Origin of the sequence: Nostoc sp. UHCC 0252 (genome assembly GCF_034931145.1) — a bacterium.
Classification (GTDB): Bacteria; Cyanobacteriota; Cyanobacteriia; order Cyanobacteriales; family Nostocaceae; genus Nostoc.
In genome coordinates, this window is record NZ_JAYGHE010000018.1 from 37201 (window position 1) to 62027 (window position 24827).

The 24827-nt window shown below is 41.0% G+C and carries 14 protein-coding genes; 4 read left to right on the forward strand and 10 right to left on the reverse strand.

Going from position 1 to position 24827, the window contains the following annotated elements; genetic code table 11:
- Position 1: 1 nt before the first annotated feature.
- A complete protein-coding gene (cruF, locus tag VB732_RS13385) occupies positions 2-910 on the reverse strand; it encodes a gamma-carotene 1'-hydroxylase CruF (RefSeq protein ID WP_323231332.1) in 909 nt (302 codons plus the stop codon).
- A gap of 535 nt (positions 911-1445) precedes the next feature.
- On the opposite strand from cruF, the gene VB732_RS13390 reads away from it, so the two are divergent.
- The 3 genes from VB732_RS13390 (at position 1446) to VB732_RS13400 (ending at position 4281) form a co-directional block, all read left to right on the forward strand.
- The gene (locus VB732_RS13390) at positions 1446-2531 is read left to right on the forward strand and encodes a spermidine/putrescine ABC transporter substrate-binding protein (protein ID WP_323231333.1); all 1086 of its coding nucleotides are present in this window, start codon (positions 1446-1448) and stop codon (positions 2529-2531) included.
- A gap of 77 nt (positions 2532-2608) precedes the next feature.
- On the forward strand, positions 2609-3502 hold the full coding sequence (locus VB732_RS13395; RefSeq protein ID WP_323231334.1) for an ABC transporter permease: 894 nt from the start codon (positions 2609-2611) through the stop codon (positions 3500-3502).
- Between the two features lie 53 nt (positions 3503-3555).
- Positions 3556-4281 (forward strand): Uma2 family endonuclease, encoded by a 726-nt coding sequence (locus VB732_RS13400; RefSeq protein ID WP_323231335.1) that lies wholly within the window; start codon positions 3556-3558, stop codon positions 4279-4281.
- A 128-nt stretch (positions 4282-4409) separates the two neighbouring features.
- Here VB732_RS13400 and VB732_RS13405 read toward each other — a convergent pair whose 3' ends face one another.
- The 7 genes from VB732_RS13405 to VB732_RS13435 form a co-directional block, all read right to left on the reverse strand.
- Positions 4410-4640, reverse strand: coding sequence for a hypothetical protein (locus VB732_RS13405; protein ID WP_323231336.1), 231 nt, complete (start codon positions 4638-4640; stop codon positions 4410-4412).
- Between the two features lie 154 nt (positions 4641-4794).
- Positions 4795-8418, reverse strand: a complete 3624-nt coding sequence (locus tag VB732_RS13410) for a hybrid sensor histidine kinase/response regulator (protein ID WP_323231337.1) — start codon at positions 8416-8418, stop codon at positions 4795-4797.
- A gap of 338 nt (positions 8419-8756) precedes the next feature.
- A complete protein-coding gene (locus tag VB732_RS13415) occupies positions 8757-11891 on the reverse strand; it encodes a GAF domain-containing protein (protein WP_416235747.1) in 3135 nt (1044 codons plus the stop codon).
- A 98-nt stretch (positions 11892-11989) separates the two neighbouring features.
- Entirely contained in the window at positions 11990-12358 is a 369-nt protein-coding gene (locus tag VB732_RS13420; RefSeq protein WP_323231338.1) for a response regulator transcription factor, read from the reverse strand.
- Between the two features lie 468 nt (positions 12359-12826).
- On the reverse strand, positions 12827-14071 hold the full coding sequence (locus tag VB732_RS13425; RefSeq protein ID WP_323231339.1) for a response regulator: 1245 nt from the start codon (positions 14069-14071) through the stop codon (positions 12827-12829).
- A 644-nt stretch (positions 14072-14715) separates the two neighbouring features.
- A complete protein-coding gene (murQ, locus tag VB732_RS13430; protein WP_323231340.1) occupies positions 14716-15642 on the reverse strand; it encodes an N-acetylmuramic acid 6-phosphate etherase in 927 nt (308 codons plus the stop codon).
- A 102-nt stretch (positions 15643-15744) separates the two neighbouring features.
- Positions 15745-16191: a DUF3110 domain-containing protein gene (locus VB732_RS13435; protein ID WP_323231341.1), complete on the reverse strand. Its 447-nt coding sequence runs from the start codon at positions 16189-16191 to the stop codon at positions 15745-15747.
- Positions 16192-16456: 265 nt separating this feature from the next.
- Between VB732_RS13435 and VB732_RS13440 the strand changes: the two genes are divergently transcribed.
- Positions 16457-22411, forward strand: coding sequence for a translocation/assembly module TamB domain-containing protein (locus VB732_RS13440; protein ID WP_323231342.1), 5955 nt, complete (start codon positions 16457-16459; stop codon positions 22409-22411).
- Positions 22412-22554: 143 nt separating this feature from the next.
- Here the strand turns inward: VB732_RS13440 and VB732_RS13445 are convergent, their stop codons facing one another.
- Both VB732_RS13445 and VB732_RS13450 read right to left on the reverse strand, forming a co-directional pair.
- Positions 22555-23937, reverse strand: coding sequence for a carotenoid oxygenase family protein (locus tag VB732_RS13445; protein ID WP_323231343.1), 1383 nt, complete (start codon positions 23935-23937; stop codon positions 22555-22557).
- Position 23938: 1 nt separating this feature from the next.
- Complete coding sequence (locus VB732_RS13450) at positions 23939-24505, reverse strand: PadR family transcriptional regulator (RefSeq protein ID WP_323231344.1); 567 nt, start codon at positions 24503-24505, stop codon at positions 23939-23941.
- Positions 24506-24827 lie beyond the last annotated feature (322 nt).

The window sequence follows — 24827 nt, forward strand, 5'->3', positions numbered from 1 at the left end:
GCTATTTCAAGGCAACTTCAACCTTTGCTACTGATACTTCTTGGCTTACTGGTTCAATAGCAACTTGAGTAGCTGTGGTTGAACTCCTTAACCACAGTGCCACGGCGGGAACCACACCAAGGAATAAGCCGAGCAATACAGGAATGGAGAAGCCAGCAGCTAAACTTAGTCCGGCGGCGAAGGCAAAGTTAGTTAAATAAACGACTAAGGGTAGATTGAGTTGCGATCGCTCTAATTTAATCGATGTATTTCTCCACAACAAGCCTGCCACACTCATAAACAAGGCGCTAGTACCAAACCAACCTGCATAATTCTGGTAAGGTGTCCCAAAGAAAGCTCCTGGTTGTTCCCAATACCAGAAAGGCAGAGAAGTTTGACTCATAGCTGGCTCAAGGGCAAAATCCCAACAAGTGAAGAGTAAAGCACCAACGGCTATAGCCGCAATATGGCGACCCCAACTGGGTTTTTGAGCCACTTTCAAACCAGTTCTTGCAATTAAATAAGACGACAGCCCAACATAGAACCAAGATAAAGGAATTGTGAAAGGAACTAGCCCCGCAATCTTATAACCCAAACCACTCAAGTAGCTATAATCACCAAATGGAAAACCTGTACTGGTTCCCAGTAGTTCACTTCCCAAAGAGATAAACATAGCCGGCAGCATAAATGCTAGCCAAGTTCCCAATCCCAGCGTCCGGTAGGCATAAATAGAGACAGCTATTGTCCCCAAAATGATATCAACTACACCGCCGCCAGCCATACTTAACTGTACGGCAGTTTCTCCAACCTGCGATAAGTTGAAAATTATTTCAGCATTAGGTACGACTAGTAGCATCCCTACCAGTCCAAAGGCTTTCGACACGATATGACCAATCAGGCATACGCGTTCAGCGATAACAAGTTGTCTCATGATAATTCCTTAACAAGATGTGACACGCGGCTACTCGGCTGCTAACAGTTTACAAATGTTTAACAACATATTTAAATACTTTGTGCCGCAATTCTCTACAAACTTGTTTGGCTTTCTTGATAAGAGCATAACAGCCGATTGATTGAAGCTATAAGAAAAAAGTATGATGATAAACCTACTAGTGTAAGCCATATACTCAAAGTCTACATAATTCCATCTGCAAAAACTTTTGATTTCTTATCCTACTGATACCCGTATGGTGAAAAACTCCTTTCATTCAAGGATCTTCTTGAGGGAGGATAACTATCATAGATTAACTAAGTCTGAAAGTAAAATAAAGTCTTTAGCTAACTCTGACGAAAGCCCTACATCTCAACGTTTGCGGAGCGTTATATTCGCGTAGCGGGCGATCGCCTGAAAATAAAAGGATACGTTTGGTAAGTGTTAAGAATGATACATTTACCCCAGGAAATCACATCAGGGACTACGAAGTATACCGTAATCTAGAAGTTGTCGATGAATAACTTCTAACTTAATGACTAACAGACGGCAATTTTTTAAAGGGGTGGCAGCACTTTCTAGCTTATCTTTAGCAGGTTGTGGCTGGAGGTTGGCTGAAGTCCGTGCTAATTCTAATACTTCTAGTCAGCGTGACCAACTTTATATCTTTACCTGGACACAATATACCGATCAAGAATTACTGAGAACTTTTAGTACTCAAACTGGGATGAAAGTGCTAGCAGATGTGTATGATTCCAATGATGTCATGCTGGCTAAGTTGCAAGCTGGAGGCGGTGGCACGTACAGCATCATCTATCCATCTGATTACATGGTGCAAAAGATGGTAGACAAAGGTTTGTTAACAGAAATAAATCACGATCGCTTAATTGGTTTAGAGAATTTATTCCCCCGGTTTCAGAATCCTGGTTATGACCTCAATAACCGATATAGCATCCCTTTTAATTGGGGAACAACAGGTTTACTTTATAATTCCGAAAAAATCAAAGATGCGCCACAAGACTGGGATTACCTTTGGCAGAACCAAAAACAACTAAATCAACGAATGACCTTGCTTAATGATGTTCGAGAAGTCATGGGTGCGACATTACGGATGCTAGGTTATTCTTACAACTCGAAAAACGAACAAGAAATCAAACAAGCTTATGAAAAGTTGAAAGAGCTAAAACCTGCGATCGCACGTTTTGATACCGATGCCTGGCAAAATCAAATTCTGGCAGGAGATTTGCTATTAGCAATGTGCTATTCAGCAGATGCGGTGAGAATATCTCAAGAAAACCCTAAACTCAAATATGTAATTCCTCGCAGTGGTTCTTCGTTATGGACAGATACTATTGTAATTCCTAAAACAGCCCCTAACTTAGCTGGAGCTTATGCTTGGATCAACATGATTCTGCAACCAGAGTTAGCAGCAAAACTTAGTCAGCGTCTGAGTATTTCTACACCTAATAGGGCTGGATTTGAGCAATTACCAACAGCAATTCAAAACAATACTAATTTATTTCCTTCAGAGTCGCTTTTAACCAATTGTGAACGTGTTACTCCTGTAGGAGACTTTGAAGAGGTTTACGATCGCTATTGGACTCAATTAACTAGCAGTTAAGATAGTGGAAATTAAGAGTTAAAAGAGACGCGACTAATCGCGTCTGTACAAAATTTAGGAGTTAGAAATTATAAGTTATGAATATTGAAAAAAATGAGATTTCCAAAATAGAAGAATTGAATCGCCTACCAGGAAATTGGCTGCAACCTTTGGTATTACTTGCACCATCGGGGATTTGGTTATTACTTTTATTGGTGCTGCCAACTTTGATAATTTTCGAGTTAAGTTTAGTTGCAGACATCCGACCGGGAGATTTAGTTAATCCTAACGGATTTCAAAACTACATCCGAATATTCGATCCGCTTTATGTGCAAGTAATTGTGCGATCGCTATTTTTTGCATTTGGTACTACAATAATTTGTTTAATTTTGGGCTTCCCCGTCGCCTATTGGATTGCTCAGATAGCACCGCAACGTTGGCGGAATTTGCTGCTATTAGCCTTTGTTTTACCTTTGTGGACTTCCTCGCTACTTCGTTCTTATGCTTGGATTACAATTCTTCGCCCTACTGGTTTATTGAACAGTTTACTCAGCATTCTCGGCTTGCCTACTTTGCAATTACTTAATCAGAGTCAAGCTGTATTTATTGGCATGAGTTACAGCTTGTTACCCTATATGGTTTTGATTTTATATGCTTCTCTCGAAAAGCTAGACAAGCGGTTGCTAGAAGCGGCGGCTGATTTAGGTGCGAATCCTGTGGAAACTTTTTTCCAAGTAACCGTACCACAAATTTTGCCTGGAATTACGGCTGCTTCTATGCTTGTATTCATCACAGGCTTGGGGGATTTTGTCGATCCAGAATTACTTGGCGGTGCTTCTAGTATGACGGCAGCGCGGTTAGTTTATAACCAGTTTTTGGGAGCAACCCAAAATTGGGGATTTGGTTCAGCTTTAAGTATGACGTTAATTTTGCTTGTTAGTATTGCGATCGCACTTTTAATTAAGTTCGGCGAACCTGCACCCAAACGCTAACTTTCCGTCACTCATTTATAATAAGGGCATCAAACGCCAGCGAGACAACGGTTATGCTCTCACCTGATCTCAAAAATGCGTTACCAACTACTGATGAACTTCCCTGTTCAGACGATACGCCAGTGGATAACGAAGATCAAAACTTTTTGCCCAACATTTTACTCTTCTTACTTAACTCCATTTGGGCAAACCGCCTAGATTGGTACTTTGGAGTAGATATGGGAGTGTATCACACCACAGGCATAAATCCCAGAGTACCTGTAGTACCAGATGCTTTTTTAAGTGTGGGAGTAGAACGGAAAAAGGGAGGTAAATCACGCAAAAGTTACGCGGTTTGGGAAGAAAATGGCATAGTTCCAATATTTACATTAGAAATGGTATCCCACACCCCAGGAGGTGAATATGACGAGAAGTTAGATATATACAGAAAACTCGGTGTATTGTACTACGTAATTTATAACCCCGAATTTTGGCGACGCGATCAACATCAACCCTTTGAAGCGTATAAGTTGATAGATGGAAATTACCAACTACAAATAGGTGAACCTTATTTGATGCCAGAGGTGGGGTTAGGTATTGGGCGACATCAAGGTGTAATTGCCGGCATACAACAGGAATTTTTATGTTGGTATGATGAGCAAGGAAATCGCTATTTGACAGATGGAGAACAAGCGCAACAAGAGCGATCGCGGGCTGAACAAGAACAACAAAGGGCTGAACAATTAGCGCAGTATTTACGTTCTCTAGGTGTAGATCCAAATAATCTACCTAGTAGTTAAGGCGATCTCGTCCAGTAAAACTTTCAGTCCATGCATTTCGGCTCAATGCCTAATTAACCCAAATTGCTACTCATTAAAATGTGCCGATTATAGACAATATTCAAGCCTATGGTTAACGGAGCTATCTCTTATTGAGCCTTATTAACTTCATCCAAAGATATTTTAATGACTTCCTCCCAGGATTCTAATTGCTTAATAACTCTTTGAGGTAAATTAGCGTAAATAAAAGGAAAATTAGGATTAGCTGTTGCTTCAAATCCTAAGTGTCTTATCCTTTGAGCGACCGGGTTAACGTTAGCTTGATTTTCTCGGTTTCTCTGGTGGGCAACTTTATTATGGTAGCTCTCCAATTCTTGCAAGGTTATATTGCAATACGGTTCAGTTAAGGCTGCAACTCTTTATCAAGGTTAAATTTTTAACGAACCGCAGAGGCGCAGAGAAAACAGAGAGAAAAGAAAAAATGTTTAACCCAAGCGTATTGCTTGATAGCACCCAATTAAAACAAGATTAATTTTAATGATGTGCCACCATAAGTAAATGGTTAAAATTATCTGTATTACTACTGTGAATTAAACCCTTAATTGTAGAAAGAAACTCATGCTCTAAATAAGGCTTGGTCAAGTAAGCCTTTGCACCCAACTCTTGAGCAAGCTGGCGATGTTTTTCAGCGCTGCGAGAGGTGAGAATAACTACAGGTATTTTTGCTAAATTGGGGTATTGCCGAAAATTACCCAACAACTCAAAACCATTCATTCGCGGCATTTCTAAATCGGAAACGACGACTTGAATTTCTGGATGTAACTGCAACTTTTCTAGAGCTTCTATACCATTTTGAGCTTGTATTACTTGATAGCCAGCTTTTTGCAAAGTTAGAGAGATAGTTTGGCGCAGGCTAATTGCATCATCTACTACTAAAACAACTTTTGGTGATTTATTATCTGACTCTTGAAAATCACTTGGTTGGTTTTCTATAGTTTTGGTAGAAGTAGATGCAGGAAGTAATGGTGTAGATACAAAAGTGTCTCCCGATATCGCCAAGGCTTTTTTATTTGAGGAAGAAGCTATTGGTAACGCCATGATATCAAGTGTTGTTAGCTGGAGGCTATTAGACTCTACCAGTACGGAAGCATCGATCACTAAGATAAGATTACCATTAGCTAAACTACTACAACCATAAATATATTTTGGCTGTGCGATCGCATTTCCTAAAGGTCTGATTACTAGTTCTTGTTCACCAATTATTTGGTCAACTTCTAAAGCAAACATTCCCTGATTTCGTTTTAGCAAAAGCACCGGATTTATCGCTATGTTAGAGTCAGCAGTGTTGGATGTATTGTATTTAGTGCCAGTATTCAAGAATGAATCATTATAATCAATCAACTTTGAAAGTTGGCGGAGGCTAACCATAGTCTCATCATTGTCTGTGTTCCAATGCAAGACTTTTTGACCTTCAATTTCTTTGATCTGCTGTTCAGAGGGAATCAGTATTTTTTCGATGCTGTCCAAAAGAAGGGCATAAACAACACCTTTGGCTTGAACCAACATTAGTTTTTCAGTAGTCATAGAAAAAGGAATTTTGAGTATGAATATTGTTCCTTGGTTGGGTAAAGATTGTACTGAAATTGAGCCGTTAAGTGCATTCATCTGAGTCCGCACAATATCCAACCCCATACCGCGCCCGGAGATTTCAGTTACTTTATTAGCAGTAGAAAACCCAGGTGAAAATATTATGTCTAAAAGTTCAGGTTCAGCCAGATTAGAAGCATAACTTTTAATTTTGTCTTCATTTTGTATGGGATAGAATTCAGCAGCTTTATTGCGAATTCTGTCTAAATTCAATCCCTGACCATCATCCCGAACTTCAATGACAGTTTGACTACCCTGATGATAGGCGCGGATTTCTATTAACCCTTGTTCTGGTTTACCAAGTTCACGGCGAAGTTGCGGAGTTTCAATACCGTGGTCAAAAGCGTTACGGACTAAATGTAACAGGGGATCGTAGAGTTTTTCTGCGATCGCTTTATCTACTAGTACTTCAGTACCAGTTAGCTTTAATTCTACAAGTTTGGCATAAATATTCCCAAACTTATTTACCATGTGAGGGAAACGATTTAGGATATTACCCAAAGGCAACATTCGTGCTTCTACTAAACTTTCTATAATATTAAGAGTTAAATTCTCTTGTTTGTCACTAATTTGAGCAGCTTGCGTCACAAGCAACTCAAGAGATTCTGTGGTTTCTTGTAGTTGCAGTGTCTCTTCTATTGCTTCATGCAATGTCATGTGAAATTCTGTATATACATCCATTTCTAAAGAGTCAAACTTCACTGCAAAATTTTGCGTTTGTTGTGAAGCAATATTTGGTATTTGTAATGGTAGATCACGTAATTCATTTAAAGTTGTTTGATGTCTAGTAATTTGCCGGATTAATTGCTCAATTATTTCTTGGACTTGTTCATCTTGCAAACTACGCCGTTTTTGGTAAATCAGCAACTCTCCAGCTAGATAATTGAGGTGTTGTAGCCTTTCTGTATCTACTCGAATAAATGAAGGTTGGCGAAAGTTTTTAGTTTGAATATACTGTGATTTATCTTCTATTTCTTTGTTGATTTGTGTAGCTAAATCAGGCATGGTCTCAATAGCTGTTTCAGGAACATCTATAGTTATTTGCTCATTAACAATTAATGAATCGACCTTTTCTGAATAATCATCAACCGTGGTAGTCACCACTTGTTCTAGAAAGTTTTGGCTAGTTTCTTCTCCCCATATTGTCTCTAGTAGGTGATCGGTAATTGGAGAAGATACAGATTGGGGTATTTCTCTAATAACTAACAGTGATTGTAACTTGGGACTATCAAGCCAATTTATCTCTTTGCTAGTAACAGGAGGATAGTTTTTATACTCTTCTGCTAATGCATGAATTCGGTTTTGCAATATTTTGATTATCGACAGATAACTGTCAGTTTTAATAACAGAATACTGAAACTTTGTTACTGCAAATAAAACGATTAAAATAATCCCATTCCGATAAATAGAAAGACTTTTGCTATCTTCCTCGTCTTGGATGAAATCAAGAAAATTTTTCAGCCAACTTTCGATGTAATAAAGTAGATTTTTTCTTTCTAAGTTGGGAAGCAATAAATTCAGATTAAGCTCTGTCTCTGGTATTTCTACCTCGTGATTAAACCAGCCAAAAATATAGCGAATTACTTTTAAATAAAACTTAGCAGTTATTGGCTTTACAGATTCGTTTTTATTATCAGATGTAGTCAGAAACTGGTAAAATTTTTCTTCGTCGAATTTACCAAAATATGAGTTATTTTGCCATTCCCTAGATAATTCATTATTCGCCACTATCGTGAGTTTTCGCAAAGCTGGAGAAGTTTCTCCGCCAGATGTGCGATCGCCTTCTAATACCAACTTTTGTGCTTGTTGTAAATCTGCAAGGGCAATTTCTGCGATTTGCTGCACCTGGGCGGGATTTGCTTGGAGTGCTGACAGAATTGTTTGGGAAATTTCTCCCAATCCAGGTAAATTTAGAGATTCTGCTAAACCGAGAAAAACTTCAGCTTGAGAGTGTAAAAAATCAATAAACTCTTCACTACTTGGTGGCTTGTTGACAGCTTCAGCAATACTGTTTAGACGTTGCTCTACTCCCACTTCAAAAACCGACTGAACAATATCAAACCCCAATTCCTCAGAAGTGGGAATATGAGCCTCATCGCCAAATGCGTCACCCAGCTTTTCTTGTAATTGTGCAAACACTGAAGTAGCTCGATGGAGTAGTTCTTCATCATTCACAGTGCTGCCTATTAACTCAGTATTTAATGCTATACTCAGGCACTCGTAAGCTTGTAGTAAAAGTGTTTGTAATTCAGCATCGACTTTTACTTTAGGATTATATAAAGCCTTAAATACATCTTCTAAGAAATGGGCTATCATTTTAATTACTTCTAGCCCAACATTAGCAGCGCCACCTTTCAGTGTATGAGTAGCACGCATTAAATTATGAACTTTAGCGGTACTATAACCTTCTGATAAGCTAAATAGTTCTTGTTCAATAATTTGTATTAATTCTGGGGCTTCAGCCAGAAAGTAGATATATCCTTGTTCACGAATTGCAGCATCAGTAATCATATATTTAGATTAGATTTTAAATTTTGGATTTGTTGTGTAAAGTTTTGATTGATGCAACTATCATTGCCAGAATTTCAGTGTGCAATCTTTAACTCTTAATTTCTAATTTTTCATTTTTAATTCCCCGTTCGCATAGCATCCCGCAGGGAAGGGATTGATTTACCACAACAAGCTGATCGATGTTTAACTCTCACAGATGTTGCTGAACGGATTAGCTGCTTGCCAATGACATCTACCGTTCAGCTGTGTAGAAGGTCTTTTTCTAAGCGGATTAATTGCAATACTACTGCTTTATTCTCCGCTTATAATCGTCCTCATTCATAATCAAAATCTAAAATTTATTTGACTTTAAACTTACTAGAAGTTGTTAGCAAATCTTGTGCCATCCCTGATAAATCTTGAAACACAGTTGCAATTTCTTGAGACTCAGCAAAAGTCTTATTAGCAATTGTTGCTACATCTTGCATTGATTTTGTGACTGTTACAGATTGCGTCATTTGTTTTTGAGTTGCTGCGGTAATTCGCTCGATTAGCTGACTAATTTCGGCAGTTGCAGAAACGATCGCATTCAAGTTTTGGCGAGTATCACTGACTAGATTTGTGCCTTCTACTACCTGTTGAATACCAGTTTCCATTGCTACTGCAACCTCTCCAGTTTCTGCTTGAATTTCCTGAACTAATTTTTCTATTTCGATGGTTGCTGCTGCTGACTGGCGAGATAAAGAACGAACTTCATCGGCTACAACTGCAAAGCCTTTACCATATTCACCAGCACGGGTGGCTTCAATAGCTGCATTCAGAGCCAGTACGTTTGTCTGTGTAGCGAAATTACCAATCAAATTCACCACTTTGGAGATTTTTTGCGAAGATTCACTGAGGCGTTTAATCTTCTTGCTGGTTTGAGCAACGGTTTCACGAATTCCTTGGATTGCTTTTACAGTTAAGTTCATCGCAGTATCGCCAGACTCAACAGTTTCATTGGCTTGTTGCACCGCTACTTGCACTAACTGGGCATTCGTCACCACAGCTTGAGTAGAGTCCACCATCTGTTGAATTTCGCCTAATGCTGCGGTAATTTCCTCAGATTGTTGTTGTGCTAAATTAGTCAGTCCCGCTAGTGAAGCTTCACTATTGCTAGAAGTTTGGGCAACTTGTTGAGCAGCCCCCTGTACCTGAAGAACTATTTGGCGGAGTGCTTGCAGAGTATTATTGTAAGCATCAGCGATCGTGCCTAGCTCGTCTTCTGTAATGGGTGCGCGTACTGTTAAGTCACCATTCAGGGCAGGTCTAAGGGCTGTTAGGAGTTGAATAGATCGTTGTTGTAGTAACTCCTTGGCTGCCTTTTCTCGTGCTGCGGCTTCTGCTAATTTTGCTGACTGTGCTTGTACTTGTTGCAAATATTCCGTATGTTGTAATGCCAGCCCTAACTGGTTGCCAATACGTGCTAACAAGGTGACTTCCGATTCTTCCCAATCACGAGTTCCAGAATTTTGATAAGCTGCCAACAATCCCCACAGTTGCTCGCCAGCAAATACAGGAACGATTACATAAGCTTTGACTTCAAATTGCTCTAAAATTTCAATGTGGCAAGGAGAATGACCTATTTGATAGATGTCATTTACAACAAAGTTTTCCCCTTGGGCATATCGACCTCCTTGAGTTTCTTGTAAGTGGGTATCTTCCCAGACAGTCTTGATATCGGGGCCTACAAGTTTCACCCAAGTATGAGCTACTGATTCTGCTACAAATTCACCAGTCCAATTAGGGTTGAAGCGATAGACACCGACGCGATCGCATCGCAGTAATTGCCTTACTTCTTGAGTGGTTGTTTTGAAGATTTCTTCTACATCTGAAGATTGCCGGATGCGGTTACTGATCTTGGTGACAGCTTTCTCTTGTTCTGCTATTTGAGCTAGTTTTTCAGATTTCAACCGAACTAATTCCAAATAATCTATCTGTGATTTAGCTAGGCTAAATTGCAAGCTAGTCTGAATCAAAAAGTTCACTTCCCAGGTTTCCCACTCACGGGGGCGAGAATTTTGATAAGCTGCCAGCAAACCCCACAATTTATCCCCAAAGAATATCGGAACAATTATGTAAGCTTTGGCTTCAAACTGCTCTAAAATCTCAATATGGCAGGGAGCAAGCCCTACTTCATAGATATCATTAACGATAAAGTTTTCGCCTTTAACATACCTACCTCCCTTAGTTTCTTGCAAGTAGGTATCGTCCAAAACGGTCTTAATATCAGGCCCTACCAGCTTTGTCCAACCAGTACCCACAGATTCAGCCACAAATTCGCCACCCCAGTCAGGGTTAAAGCGATAGACTGCGACGCGATCGCATCGTAGTGATTGACGCACTTCTTGAGTGGTTGTTTTGAAGATGCTATCTACATCTAAAGATTGCCGGATGCGGCCTACTATCTTAGTAAAAGCTTTTTCTTGTTCAACTATTTGAGCTAGTTGTTCAGATTTCTTATGCATTTCTTCCAGGTATTCACCTTGTGAGATAGCCACGCCAAATTGCAGCCCAATTTGAGTTACAAAGCTTTCTTCCCAAGGTTGCCAATCACGAGGCCCAGAATTTTGATAAGCTCCCAGCAAACCCCATAGTTTCTCTCCAGAGAAGATGGGCGCAATGATGTAAGCCTTCATTTCATACTGCTCTAAAATATCAATGTGGCATTGAGCATGACCCATTTTATAGATGTCTTTGGCCACATAGCTTTCACCCTTGGCATAACGTCCTCCTTGGGTGTCTTGTAAGTGGGTATCTTCCCACACCATATAAAAATCAGGGCTGACCATTTTTATCCAGCCACTACCTACTGACTCAGCGACAAACTCGCCACTCCAGTCAGAGTTGAAACGATAGACACCGACGCGATCGCATTTTAGTAATTGACGTACTTCTTGAGTGGTTGTTTGAAAAATCTTATCAACACTTGATGCCCGCAAAATTTTATCGATAACTTTAGCTACCGATTTTTTTGCTAGTATTCGCTGTTGTTCTTCTCTTTTGAATTCAAAACTTTGTAACCTGTAAGTCAGTTCTGTTGTAATTTGAGATAAAAGGCTAATTTCTACTTCTTGCCACTGCCTCGTTGAATAGCAATTATTTACTGCTAGTAGCCCCCAGACTTTACCTTCTACTACAATCGGTAAACTCAAACTAGCTTTGATTTGAAATTTATCTAGCAGTTGCTTTTGATAAGGGGTAAGTTGAATCTGACTGATATCGTCAATAACTACAGGTTCTAGATAGTCTTGATTGGTATATAAACCAAAAATAATCCCAGGAATATTTTCGCCTAAAGTCGGTGTCCAACCGAGTGTTCTAGATTCTGCTAAAACATTACCTGAATCAAGAGAAGTAAACTGATAAATTAAGGCGCGATCGCAGCCAACTTTTTCTCTAATTTGCGCTACAGTAATTTTGAGTAGTTTATCAAGGTCTGGCGCTTGACGCATGTGAGTTGCGATGTCTTGGAACTGTCGCCGTTATGATTTAATTTTGCATTGGTTAGAAATGAAGAGTAGTAATTTTTTTTGAGTGTTAAGCTACTAAATTAATATTTATTAATTAATTGCTTCACAATTACCACTAATTCCTCTCGGTCAATTGGTTTTGATAGATAACCCTCAGCGCCGAGCATATTACCCCAAATTTTATCTACATCGCTATTTTTTGTAGAACAGAAAACTACAGGTATTTTGCTAGTGATAGGGTTATTTTTCAATTCTCGGCAAATTTCAAAGCCGCTTTTTCCTGGTAGAATTACGTCAAGAAATATTAGGTCTGGCTTATTTTTATCTATTTTGTCTTGAGCTTCTTCACTACTTGTAGCGCTAATCACAGAATAACCAGCCTGTTGCAAGTAACGGCTGATTATTTCCATATCTGTTAAGCCATCTTCAACAACTAAAACAGTATTCATGGTAATTATCCTTTAAATTTTTTACATTCTTAAAAAAATTAGACATACAAATCCTAAATGATTTATGAACAAAGATATGGAAGAAGCTACCCACTAACTCTCTTGTCATAATTAATATTTCACAACTCAAATAGAACTGCTACAAACACAAAAATTGTATTTGTCTAATTTTGATTCAATCTTTATGTATTAACCTCAGAAGAAGTACGTAATGAACAGAGCTTATATATATATTTTTGTTTTTAAATTTCTACTAATTTTGATAATTACAAAAAAATTAGGTAGCGGTTTAAAACCTACCTAATTTTTTTGTAAATTCTGACTTTTAACTTTTTATTTAGCACCCCATTAAATTTATGCTTATTAGGGTGGTAAAAATTTTTTTATGGCTCTCCGTGAGCAATAGGCTAATGATTAATTTGAAGAGAAATTACTAATTTTCTCTAATTAAAAGAGAAGTTTGCTTTTTTAAGCGTGGCCTCCTCCTGCCTCCTGCTTTCTAGTTCCTACCTCCTGAAACATATTGGCGTTAGCTTTACTCTTTTCAATGGGGACACTTGATGCAGGTAAATACTTACGTAGTATACTCATTACCTTGTCAGCCACTACGGGTTTAGTAATAAAATCTGTAGAACCGACTACCTTAGCACGAACTCTATCTAAAAGACCATCACTACCTGTTAATATAATCACTGGTGTATTGGCAAAGGCTGATATTCGCCGTAACTGAGTGCAGATTTCGTAACCACTGGCGACCGGCATAATCAAATCTAAGAAAATTAGGTCTGGTTTATTTTGAATAAGAGTTGGTAGAGCTTGTACAGCATCTTGAATCTTGATAAACCTTAGTCCATTGGCAGTGATAATATCCTCTAGCATTTTACAGACTTGAGGGCTATCATCTACGCAGGCTACTAGTGGAGCAATGGGTTTCTTTGGTTGTGCGGTGACAGGTTTATTATTTACTTCAGTTGGCACTAACGGCGTGTCAGCGACTTCCACCAATTCGATGATTCCTTTAAGAATATAGGGAAGCAATGAACGGGTCAAAGGCAGTACACTTTGCTTCATTTTCACGGCTAAATCTCGCAGAGTTAATTTGCCATTGATTAAACTTACAAAGTTTTTGTAGACAGACGGACTTACCATCTGTTGGAGTTGTTCTGGCCGCCGCAAAATTGGTGCCAAGTCAGGAGAAAAATTTGCTAAACCAGCTTCTGACCAACTTTTCCACGAGTCTTGCATGTGCTTTACAGACATTTCTGCACTGGTGAAGCTCATTGGTGTTTCGAGGATAACTTCTTGGCTGCGATTGCAACTTATAGAAGCAAAATTTCCTTGCAGAGCTAGATCAAATAAGAGTTCTGCGATGGTGTTTTCTGCAATAGACTGAATCTGTTCTCTCTGAATTTTCTGTTTTTTATGAAAGATTTCTAGAAGACGGTAATCCCAGTAATCTAGTGATACATCTTGTGAACGCAACAGCAACTTATCAACATCAATCTGAGGACAATTTTGAGCCATCTGTCTACGCCATCGGCGGAAGGGATGAGTTCCACCTGTTGCCCAAACTATCCGTCCTAGCCGATAGTAAAAAGTCCATTGGCTGCCTTTTGAACTTTTAATATTTAATTTGCCATTATATTGTAGTTGAGTACAAGTTTTAAATTCATTTATCAGGTTATTTGAAAGAATAATTTCCGAGTGGGCCATATTTTGTTCCTTATATTAAAAAGCCAGGTATTAAAAACCCACGCTAGCTATATAGTGGTCAACAGACACCTCAAAAAGCTTAAATCTATTTTGGTATATAGCAATTTAAAGCAAATTTATTAAAATCAAAGGTGATAGAAAAATAGCAAAAATTTTGAGAGTTCGTAAGTTCTCTAGCACAGAGTTTATTATCGGCAGACTTTAGGACTGGAGTAGATTGTTATAGTCCATATCATTAAGATGCATTTGAGTATTTGTATATTATTTTAATAACTTTCTAATGGGATTATATCCGTGGAAGTTCTGAATTTTTTGTTTTAATAAAGATTAAGAGTCTCTAGAGAGATTTACCTTAATTGTTGAAATTGGCTCTTACTGTTATAAATATTGATTTAAGTTTACATTTGTTTATTTTGGGAAATTGTAGTAATAGTAATTTTGTATGAAAGTGCGCCAAACTACTGGATGAAGAAAGAACCGCATTCGCGTTAGCGTCTCCCCTTGAGAGAAGGACGCAAAGGAGATTTGACGCAGCTTCACAAATAAATTGTAATGAGCTTTTTAGGGAATTTTATCTTTAAAAAAAGGTGTCCTACTCAGACAAGTAGCAGCCACCTATAGAGTATTTCTTTAGGAAAATTGTTTTAAGGTTGGTTGTGGTTTTGATAGCTGATAACAGCTGCCCTAAGATTACTTTGGTGTTCTGAAAGAAGCCGATCGCCCTCGTCTTTTTCTAAACCAGTCCAGTGCATTAATAATGCTAGCTTAACCCATTTGCCACTGCGTTCTAATAAAAAACCAGCAGCTTCCCGACTTAAACCTGTGAGGTCTTGCAAAATTCGTAAAGCGCGATCGCGTAGCTTTTGATTTGTTACCGCCACATCCACCATGCGATTACCATAAACTTTGCCTAGTTTAACCATTACTCCAGTAGAAAGGATATTTAAAGCTAACTTCGTGGCTGTACCAGCTTTCAGGCGAGTTGAGCCAGCGATGATTTCTGGCCCTGTCAATAGGCGAATGTCAATATCGGCATCAAAGCTAACTTGTTCAGCCGGAACACAGGCGATAAAAATAGTGCTGGCTCCCCGTTGACGAGCAGCATGAAGCGCACCGTGGACATAAGGCGTTGTCCCACCTGCGGTAATGCCGACTACGACATCTAGCTGGGTAATGTGTCGCCCAGCGATCGCAGCCTCACCATCTTCAACACTATCTTCTAAACCCTCCGAACTGCGTAGCAGCGCACCCGCACCGCCAGCAATAATCCCCTGTACCAACTCTGGGGGCGTACAAAAAGTAGGTGGACACTCAGCAGCATCTAATACCCCTAAGCGACCACTTGTGCCCGCACCAATATAAAATAAGCGTCCCCCGTGGCGCAAACGCTCTGCGGTTATATCAATTGCTTGTGCCAAATGAAACTTCGCCGCCGCAACCGCCGCAACTGCTTTTTGGTCTTCGCTATTAAAGAGTTCTACCAATTCCAGAGAACTAAGCTGGTCTAAGTTCAGACTGTTAGGATTTACCAGCTCGGTTAAAAGATGCCCACGTTCTTGCAAGTTTGTCATTTGTCATTTGTCCTTTGTCATTTGTCCTTTGTCATTTGTCATTTGTCAGTTAGTGACTAGTGACTGATGACCAGTGACCAATGACTAATGACTAATGACTAATTAAAGCAATCCTTCCAATTTGCGACGCATCTTCTCTAGTTCAGAATCAGATAACTCTGGTTCTTCTAGTGGCTGTTGATTGAGAGGGAAAGTGTCTTCAATAGTATCCTCCTTCTGGGCATCTACTTGCCAGTCCGTTTGTTCCACGTTCAACTCTGGGGGAGTGACAACTAAATTGCTGTTTTCTGGGACAATTTCCCATTCATATCCAGCACTTTCGCAAAATTCCTTGATTTCTTCAGCATCCATTGGCTCTGGTGTTGGTGCGGGGAAATCCTGAGCTTCTAGCATTAGGGCAAAGCGCGTCGCATCGTCTTCTGACTCGAACATCAGAATTTTATTGCGTAGCTTGCCGCCGTAGGCATCGCCCTCCCGAATCGTGTGAATCCCCTCATTTTCCGTTCGAGCATTAAAAATCAACACAAAGACACGCATAGGTGTAATCATCTGTCTTTTTTAAGGTCTATTCATATTAAAGTTCTAGGTTGTACCTGTGCAAAAGTCAAAGGAACAATTTTCACACTATTGAGATCAGATTTACCTGAAAACGCCAATATTATTAAGCATAAGTATTGGATCAACCAAATACCGTAACTCAACCAATGGGGTCTTGGGTTTAGTTGGCGTATCCTGGAAAGGGCATACTGAATCAATGTGTCAGTTAATGCTTGTGCGTGCCAGCAACATCAGGCAATTAATACAGTGAAAGCAAATGACTAAATCTCCCAATCAAGATATTTTCTCCCCGTGCCCTATCCATAAGCGTCTGTGGTTACTGGTGTTGAAGCGGGGTAGCATTGCTTTGGGCGGACTTTTGCTATTAGGAGTTATCATCGGTGTTTGGCGGTTGTGGACTTTTGTCCAAACAGAGTTAACCCCGTTGGCACAAGAAAGTCTTACTACTACACTTAACCGTCCGGTAAAATTGGGAAAAGTCACAAAATTTTCCTTGACGGGAGTGCAGTTTGGGGCTTCAGCTATCCCAGCCACATCTACAGATGCAGATCAGGCCGTAGTCGAATCTGTGGAGGTGGGTTTTGACCTGTTACAACTAATCTTTAACCGCCATCTAAAGCTAGATGTTACCTTAGTCAACCCAGATATTTATATTGACCAGGATGAGGAAGGGCGCTGGGTTTCTACTAGCATCGCTTCATCAGGTAAAGATAGTGCAATTAAAACTGATTTGGACTACCTGCGGTTTCGCAATGCCAAGCTGTCCTTGATGCCGCAGAAGAGAGTAGAAGAGGTAGAGGAAGCAGAGGAAGCAGAGGAAGCAGGGGAAGCAGGGGGAGCAGGGGGAGCAGGAGAAGTAATATCTTCCACGACTCCCGCCTCCCCGGTAACATTTTCTCAATTGAATGGATCTGCCCACCTTTTAGCAAACAACCAGTTAATTCGGTTTGATGTGGGAGGGCAAGCAAACAGTGGTGGCAATATTTCCATTCAGGGAGAGACACGTTCCAAGGTGCTAGCAGGCAACTTTCAGTTGCAAGCACAAGATTTGTTCGCTGCGGATATTACTCGGTTGATTAAGTTACCAGTGAACTTACAGGCGGGTCGAGCTAATGGCGACTTATTAGTTCGGTTGACACCAGGACAGCAGACTTTATTGTATGGCAACGCTGCTGTGCAAGGGGTAACACTTCAAATACCCAAAGTTCCGCAACTGTTGAGTAATAGTCAAGGAAATCTCCGTTTTCAAGGAACGGAGTTGCAGTTAAACAACATTACTACCAACTACGGCAAAATCCCGGTAGTGGCTACGGGAATTATTGACACTCAAGCAGGCTTTAAGTTGTCAGGGCGGGTAAATGCGGTAAGTTTGGCTAATGCCCAGGAGACTCTGAAGGTAAAACTACCCGTACCGATCGCTGGACAAGTACAAGCAAATTTGCTAATTACCGGATCAACTAAAGAGCCAATTCTCTCAGGTTCAGTTAGCACAATTCAAACTGCCCGGATTGATAAAGTTGATTTTAATAGCATCAGTAGTAAATTTGAGCTTGTTACTAGTTCTAGTTACTCTTTACTTACCCTAAAAGATATTCAAGGTAAAGCCAAAGTTGGTGGTGATATTACCGGCGCTGGCACAATTCAACTTGGTAAAACCCCGCGACTGGATTTAAATTTCGCTGCCAAGAATGTTCCAGGGAATGCGATCGCAAAAGTTTATGAAACAACACCTGCGTTCCAAATCGGTAATGTCTCAGCTACAGCCCAATTACGCGGCGCTTCTACCAATGTCCAAACTTTGGTACAATTTCAAGCTCCTAATGGAACTTACCCTGGAACTGGTGAAGTTGCGATTGGGAGCGATCGCAATGTCTCTTTCCGTAATGTGGCTCTTAATGTCAGTGGTGGTACAGTCAGAGCAAGTGGAAGTTATATCGATCAACGTTGGCAAGCTGTAGCCGTTGCCTCAAGGGTAAAATTAGAACCCTTTGTAGATAAAAGTCAACTGCAAAATGTCTCTTTGGCGGGGGCACAGTTTAATGGTCGTCTCATCCTTTCAGGCAGCACAGCACCATTTGAAATTGCCACGATTCGCAGTGATGGGGCAGGAGTTCAAATTGGTGGCGGTACAGTTGCAGTTTCTAATATCCAACTACAAGACCAAGGCTTTTCTGCTCAACTTGTAGCGAATGGTGTGCGGTTAGGGCAAATCTTGAAACAGTCTCCCCCAGCTTTAAATAATCCTTTGGCGGGTACGTTCCAAATTGCAGGTAGCAGAGATAATTTTAGCCTGAAAACCCTCCGTGGAAATGGTGAGGGTAGCCTTGCTATTGGTGGTGGTACGGTTACAGCTAAAAATATCCAACTTGCTAATGGAGTTTATCAGGCGCGAGTCCAGGCTAAAAATGTACCTGTGCAGCAGTTGGCAACAGTACCAAAGCAGTTTCGAGGGGCATTGAGTGGTCAAGTAAACGTAGCGGGTACTGTTGATTCTTTTAAACCAGAAACTATTCAAGCCAGTGGTCAGGCGCGGATAAATGTTGCAGGTGGGACTATTACAGCCTCTAATATTCAACTTGCAAATGGTGTTTATCAGGCGCAAGTTCAGGCTAAGAATGTTCCTGTGCGGCAGTTGGCAGCAGTACCACCGCAGTTTCGAGGGACGTTAACTGGTCAAGTAAACGTGGCGGGTTCTGTTGAATCCTTCCAACCACAAACTATCCAAGCCAGTGGCCAGGCGCAGGTAAATGTTGCAGGTGGAACGATTACAGCCTCTAATATTCAAGTGGCTAATGGTGTATACCAGGCGCAAGTTCAAGCAAATAATGTCCCGTTGCAGCAGTTGGCAGCAGTACCACCGCAGTTGCGAGGGACGTTAACTGGTCAAGCAAATGTGGCGGGTTCTGTTGAATCCATCCAACCACAAATTATCCAAGCTAGCGGTCAAGGACGGCTAGATGTTGCAGGTGGAACGATCGCAGCTTCTAATATTCAATTGGCTAACGGTCGTTATCAAGCTGTAGTTAATGCTTCTGGTGTGGAATTAAATCGGTTCAATCAGCAATTGCGGGGTCAATTTGGCGGTCAGTTACAATTAGCTGGCACTGTCGGATCGTCCAAATTAGCTGATGTGCGTGCTGCTGGACAGGTGCAATTATCCCAAGGTCTTCCTGGTCTTGAGCAACCCTTGACGGCTGCGATCGCTTGGAGTGGTGAAAGGCTTACCATTGAACAAGCAACTGCTCCCGGTTTAAGTGTGACTGGTAACATATTAGCTAATGCTAAAAAAGCAGGTATACCGGAAATTACGGCATTAAATCTCAACGTCCAAGCGCAGAATTACAACTTAAAACAGTTACCGATTAATCTTCCTAATCAGGTTGCTGTGGCGGGAAGTGTAGATTTTAATGGTCAAATCACTGGTAAGTTGCCCTTGCCAAATGTGGTAGGGCAAATTAATTTACGAGACTTGGTTGTTCAAGATATTGCTTTTGAACCGTTGTTAACTGGTAACATCGATTCAGCACAGGGACGCGGTTTGAGTTTAAATTTGGCGGGAAATAGCGATCGCCTGGCCTTTAATTTGGATGCCAATAATCGCCCGAAATCTTTTTTAGTCAAATGGCAGCAAGCATCAGCTACAGGTAATGTTCAAGGGAATGATTGGGCGCTCAAAGTTGCAAATTTCCCCTTACAAATATTGAATTTGACTCCGCCACCAATTACTCGATTGGGTGCTGGTAAGATAACTGGGTTATTAACTGGAGATTTGCTATTTAATCAGCAGACATTAGCAACAACGGGGAATTTAGCGATCGCTGATCCAGAAATTGGCCGACTTAAAGGCGATCGTCTAGCGGCTCAATTCCGCTATGGTGACGGTAAAGCCACACTCACCAGTAGCGAATTTGTCAAAGGTAAAAGTAGCTACGCCCTTGTCGGTACGTTTGCCCAAAGCCCTAAAGGGCCTCAACTACAAGGTAAACTGAACGTCAGCCAAGGAGAGATCCAAGATGTTCTGACTGTGGCACAGATATTTGATTTACAAAATTTGCCAGGCGGTTCAGCAGAAATCTACGGTACAGCAGAGGATTTAACTACCACCCCCCAAGGAGTGCCAAATCAACCCTTATTAACCCAAATCCAACGTTTTTCTGAAATTGCAACTTTGGTAGAAGAACAGGAAGAACAGCGACTTAATTCTACTCCAATACCAGATTTGGCAGACTTAAAGGGGACTTTCAACGGGGAAGTAGCTGTAAATACAGCTACAGCCAACGGATTATCAGTAGATTTTAATTTGAATGGGCAAGATTTTGCTTGGGGTAAAAAAGAAGAACGAAATCGTTATTATACTGCCGATAAGGTGATTGCAGAAGGTAATTTTGAAAACGGTGTTTTGAGTTTGCGACCTTTACGGCTTGAATCTGAAAACAGGTTGATTGCCTTTACGGGTAACGTCGGTGGTGATGAACAATCTGGTCAGTTGCGGGTGAATAATTTTCCGGTACAACTGCTGAATAATTTTGTCAAACTGCCAATTGGAATTACAGGGAATCTTAACGGTACAGCAGCTTTAGCAGGTAGCATTGCTAATCCTCAAACTAGGGGAGAATTGCAAATCACAGAAGGATTATTGAATCAGAAAGCAATAGAATCAGCGAGGGCAAGTTTCAGCTATGCTAACGGACGCTTAAACTTTGGTAGTAGTGTAGCAATTGCTGGGCCAAAACCTGTTGATATTACTGGCAGCATCCCTTATAAATTGCCTTTTGCAACTGTAGCACCAGACAATGACCGAATCAATTTGGATATGAAGTTGGAAAACGAGGGATTAGGACTTTTAAACGCATTGACTAATCAAGTCGTATTTGAAAAAGGTGAAGGAGGAATAGACCTCAAGGTACGCGGGACATTGCAAAAACCGGAAGTAGATGGAATTGCTACTATCAATAATGCTACTTTTTCAGCCCAGGCTTTGCCAGGTAAACTGAGGCGTGTCACAGGTAGAGTACTGTTTAATTTTGACCGTATCTTAGTGGAAAATCTTGAAGGTAGATTTAGCCGTGGGAACGTACAAGCTGCTGGAGTAATTCCCATTTTTAACAATGAGAACACCACTATCGACAATCCCCTGACTGTTAATCTCGATCAACTAGCATTAAATCTCAAGGGACTTTACCAAGGAGGCGCTAGCGGCAATTTACAGATTACTGGTTCTGCCCTGAACCCGGTAATTGGCGGTAAGGTAAATTTGTTTGATGGTCAGGTATTGCTAGCAGAATCTACCGACACGAATTCATCTGCAAATAGTAGCCTTGATGTATCACCCACAAAAGAGAATAAGCAGAGTAAAGCTGAAATTGAGAATGGGATGGGAAATGGCATCGCTAGTTTTAATAATCTAGATTTAGAACTCGGTAAAAATGTCCAAATTAGCCGTCCTCCTATTCTTAACTTCCGCGCTACTGGTAATCTTATCGTTAACGGCTCAATCAATCAGCCCGTACCCGATGGCACTATCCGCTTAGAACAAGGAGGAGTGAATTTATTTACTACCCAATTTAACCTCGCTCGCGGCTATAAGCACACCGCAACTTTTAGCCCCTCTCAACCCCGCGATCCCAACTTAGATATTCGGCTATTTGCCAAAGTACTGGATGTTACTCAAAGTAATGATTTTAGTCGGATAAATTCTACAGGTTTATCAGCATTAGAGAGTGTTCGAGTCGAAGCCACTATCAACGGTCTTGCTAGTAAACTAAATGATAATCTAGAACTAACAAGCAGTCCGTCACGTAGTCAAACCGAAATTGTTGCTCTTTTAGGAGGTGGATTTGTAGACACCCAGGGGCGTGCTGACAGTACTTTGGGTCTAATTAATATCGCAGGTTCGGCTGTGTTCAACAATTTTCAGTCAGCTTTTAGCCAGATTGGGAATACCTTTGGTTTAAGTGAACTGCGGATATTTCCTACCGTTATTTCTGAGAATCCTGAAGCGGGAAGGAGTAGTTCAACTTTGGAATTAGCAGCCGAGGCTGGGATTGATATTTCTTCCAAAATATCGGTTTCCAGTATCAAAATTCTAACAACAAATGACCCCTTCCAATGGGGCGTTAACTATCGGATAAACGATGAATTTCGGGTGCGTGCTTCCACTAATTTAACTGATGATAGTCGTGCAGTAGTGGAGTATCAAACGCGGTTTTAAAGAAAGTTTTTTGGTGATATCGTGGAAGCAATCGCATGGACTCGCTCGTAGTTAGAGGATTTTGCGATTGCTTCGCTTCACTTCGTTACGCTCGCAATGACATAGAAAAAAGTGGGATGCTCCCATCCCCAGTTCCTTTTACCTTATTGTTCCGCAATCCAAGTACCATGAAATCCATAAGGCACTCGTTGAGGAATTATTACCCGTGCTACAGGTTCAGCAGTCACATCTTGGGCATTCACCACTACTAATTCTGAAGTGTTTGAATTCTCATCGTGGACGAAAGTCATCAGCCAGCCATCATCCTCAGATGTTGCACCGGGACGTGATGCAAACACAGCTTCACCGCCATAACGCCCTTCTCCAAATTCGTGGGTTTGGGATTTTCCACTAGTGAAGTCGTACTTTATAATACCTTCAAATAAAGGTAGGGGATTATTTGCCGCTTTGTTAGTGTAGCCATATCGGTTTTGTCGCCCCAATAGGTTTTCGTTGACGCGGGGAAATTCAGAAGCTACATCATCTAACATTTCTTCACGCACTGTCCCCGTATTGAGGTTAAATCGCCAGCGATGTAAGCGCGGGATATTTGCATCTGCGTCGGGTTGCGAATCACCAAGACTCAAAACAGTAGTAGAACTCATCCGACAGGCAATCAGCACTACTTCATCGCCATCTTCGTAAGCGTTGAGGGTATGGAAGACGTAGCAAGAGGGACTCTCAAACCATCGGATATTACTGTTGTCTCCGTGACGTGGTACGATGCCAAAACGACTGGGGCGATCGCGCTCAAACATCATAATGGGTTCTTGCCGTTGCGATCGCTCGACGCTAAAAGTTAATGGCAAATCCATAAAAATCGTGTAGTTCTCAGTGATGGCAAAATCGTGCATCATCACTCCTATAGGCAGTTCGATTGGCACTGTCCGCAACAGTTCGCCTTCTGCCGAGACCACACTATATTGAACGTATGGTGGTGCAAACAAAGAATAGCCAAAGAAGACCATTTCGCCCGTAACCGGATCTACCTTGGGATGGGCTGTGAAGGCAGAAATCAGCTTGCCATTGTAGGTATACTCACCAATAGTTTCCAATTCAGGAAGCTTGATGGCATGAGGTGAACCCCCCTCATTCAGCGCCAACATCTGGCCAGCGTGCCACACTAAGGCAGTGTTGGCAGTATTTTTGTAACCACCGTGAGGATTATCCCTGTTTGGTGGTTCTAACAACCCACTCCACAAAGCCTTACCCGCTTCTCGTTCTTTTTTCCACCCGGCTGTCTGGATATAACGGTTGCGATAAGTGGCTACGCCGTTGCTAATTTGTACGCCATGCAACATCCCATCTCCGTCAAACCAGTGATATTGACCTATGGGTGTCCATTGAGGGTTAGGGCCATTCCGTACAAACATCCCCGACAAGTCAAGAGGTAATTCACCGATGACTAGTAATTTGTCGGTGGTGATTTCTTCACGAATGGGAGCAAAATTCCGATCTAAATAGGGATTGACTGCGATTGTCGCCATTTTAAAAAATCTGATAATGTGATGTACATGGCTTTTGTTTACTGATAACATTTATCGCTATCTTCAGCCAATCAATATAAGTCTGTTCTCTTCGGATCACTAACTCTAGCACCAGCCTTTGCATTACTTGCTCACGGTTGGCAGACTCATCATCAAGTAATGGCAAATCAATTATTTCGCATTCAGAAAGCTTTTTGATTCGAGCCGCCAATTGTTGCTCCAGTAGATGAATAATGGTTTCATTGGGCAACTGCTCTGCAAAATGCAACTGGAGGAGCAAAGGTTCTCGGATAGTCGGTAAGGGTTGATGAGTTTCAAGCCATCGGGCAAATTCGGCTTTTCCTGGCTCCGTCACACAATATACTTTACGGTTGGGGCGATCGCGTTGAATCTCAACTGTACAGGTAATCCACCCTTGTTCAACTAGCTTATCAAGAGTTCTGTAAATTTGTGCCTGGTCTGCTGGCCACAAATGGGCAATACATTGATCAAAGCAGCTTGTCTTGAGGTCGTAGCCCGTCATTTCTTGCTGCTGAAGAAAACCTAGAATTACGTATGCTAGGGACATTAAGACATTTTTCCCATAATTGACATTTCCTCAATAGATGTACTTCTTATAACTTTATGCTATTATATGATTAATCCAATATAAGATACAACAGTTATAATGTAATGCTCCTTAACAAGGAAACCGAATTCAGAAACCGAGCTTGGGCGGATAGTTAATAGTGCCGTATGCACAGATGTTGAGCAGAATTAAAACTTTAATTACGAATTACGTTAGCGCCAACGACATAGTTTCTTTACAAGCTATGTGAACACTTAGAGCGACATAGGAGCGTCATTACTAATTACGAATTAGTAAAAGACTATTGTAACGAGAGGATGGG

What these genes read in the sequence shown, in the direction of transcription:
- VB732_RS13435 (WP_323231341.1), bottom strand. Translation starts at nt 16,191, where the DNA reads ATGATTACACCTATGCGTGTCTTTGTGTTGATTTTTAATGCTCGAACG.
- VB732_RS13425 (WP_323231339.1), bottom strand. Translation starts at nt 14,071, where the DNA reads ATGGCCCACTCGGAAATTATTCTTTCAAATAACCTGATAAATGAATTT.
- VB732_RS13445 (WP_323231343.1), bottom strand. Translation starts at nt 23,937, where the DNA reads ATGGCGACAATCGCAGTCAATCCCTATTTAGATCGGAATTTTGCTCCC.
- VB732_RS13395 (WP_323231334.1), top strand. Translation starts at nt 2,609, where the DNA reads ATGAATATTGAAAAAAATGAGATTTCCAAAATAGAAGAATTGAATCGC.
- cruF (WP_323231332.1), bottom strand. Translation starts at nt 910, where the DNA reads ATGAGACAACTTGTTATCGCTGAACGCGTATGCCTGATTGGTCATATC.
- VB732_RS13390 (WP_323231333.1), top strand. Translation starts at nt 1,446, where the DNA reads ATGACTAACAGACGGCAATTTTTTAAAGGGGTGGCAGCACTTTCTAGC.
- VB732_RS13450 (WP_323231344.1), bottom strand. Translation starts at nt 24,505, where the DNA reads ATGTCCCTAGCATACGTAATTCTAGGTTTTCTTCAGCAGCAAGAAATG.
- VB732_RS13420 (WP_323231338.1), bottom strand. Translation starts at nt 12,358, where the DNA reads ATGAATACTGTTTTAGTTGTTGAAGATGGCTTAACAGATATGGAAATA.
- VB732_RS13440 (WP_323231342.1), top strand. Translation starts at nt 16,457, where the DNA reads ATGACTAAATCTCCCAATCAAGATATTTTCTCCCCGTGCCCTATCCAT.
- murQ (WP_323231340.1), bottom strand. Translation starts at nt 15,642, where the DNA reads ATGACAAACTTGCAAGAACGTGGGCATCTTTTAACCGAGCTGGTAAAT.
- VB732_RS13410 (WP_323231337.1), bottom strand. Translation starts at nt 8,418, where the DNA reads ATGATTACTGATGCTGCAATTCGTGAACAAGGATATATCTACTTTCTG.
- VB732_RS13400 (WP_323231335.1), top strand. Translation starts at nt 3,556, where the DNA reads ATGCTCTCACCTGATCTCAAAAATGCGTTACCAACTACTGATGAACTT.
- VB732_RS13415 (WP_416235747.1), bottom strand. Translation starts at nt 11,891, where the DNA reads ATGCGTCAAGCGCCAGACCTTGATAAACTACTCAAAATTACTGTAGCG.